Raw genomic sequence first — 1088 nt, 5'->3', positions numbered from 1 at the left:
TTCATCAGGGGTTAGGTAATCTAAGATTTTTCTTGGTAAAGTATTGCACCAATTTTGGACTCTAGCAATAGATTCAATAGCAAATTCATTTAGACTACTACCCTTAGGGATAAATCGTCTTATAAGTCCATTATGACGCTCATTAGTTCCTCTTTCCCATGATGAATATGGATGTGCAAAATAGACTTTAGTATCAGTATTTTCTTCTAAAGATGACATCTCTGCAAATTCAGACCCATTATCACAAGTGAAACTTTTAAATACTTGTGAAAAGTAGTCTCCAGCTTCATTGATTAAGTTTGATAGAGCATCTTGAACTGACTGAGAAGACTTTCTAGGAAGTTTGAGAATAAGTTCTTTTCGAGTCATACGCTCTGTCATAGTAAGTAAAACTGCTTCGTCTTTGCCCTTTTTACCTTGCATAGTGTCAATTTCCCAGTGACCAAATTCACTACGATTATCAATGCATTCAGGGCGCTTATCTATACTGGTACCAAGTTTCTTTTTATGAGCTTTGCTTCGTTTTGCTTTTGAAGATCGTTTAAGCTTTAAGGGTAAATCAATATTGTTAATCTTGAGCAATCCAGCATTCACATAGTTGTACAGTGTTTTAGTGCATACCATCTCTAATTTTGGAAATTTATTGTGCAATTTTGCTGCACCACATATAGCATCAAGAGATTGTTCTTTTTCATAGAATTGTTCTGTGACATAATCAATAAATTCTTCACACTGTAAAAGCTTAAACTTAGGTCCACAATTTTTACGATTAGCTTCATAAACTCTTTGACCCGTGTCAGGGTAATAGACCATAACAGTTTTATTGCCCTTAATCTGAGAAACTGTACCACGCTTTAATTCATTTCTAATCGTATTAGAAGATCTACCTAAACGTTTTGCAATAGCATTTGGATTCATTCCTTCGGAATGTAACAATGCAATTTGACCACGCTCATAAGTATTTAGGTGTTTATTTTTTCTGGGTTTTGGTGTATCATTTAAGTAGTCCATAGTATGCACCTGCCTGTAATTAGTTATTTTGTGGTGATCTAATTATATTACAGTTTGGTCTACTATGGGCATTTTTT

At 34.2% G+C, this 1088-nt stretch carries 1 protein-coding gene; it reads right to left on the bottom strand.

Annotated features, from left to right (window positions below; all coding sequences use genetic code 11):
* On the bottom strand, positions 1 to 1011 hold a 1011-nt coding region (locus BX659_RS18755; RefSeq protein WP_106231989.1), incomplete at its 3' end, for an IS30 family transposase.
* Between the last annotated feature and the right edge of the window lie 77 nt (positions 1012 to 1088).

The sequence above is a fragment of the Orenia metallireducens genome (assembly GCF_003001995.1).
Taxonomy (GTDB): domain Bacteria; phylum Bacillota; class Halanaerobiia; order Halobacteroidales; family Halobacteroidaceae; genus Orenia; species Orenia metallireducens_B.
This window is presented reverse-complemented; position numbering and strand designations above follow the sequence as displayed.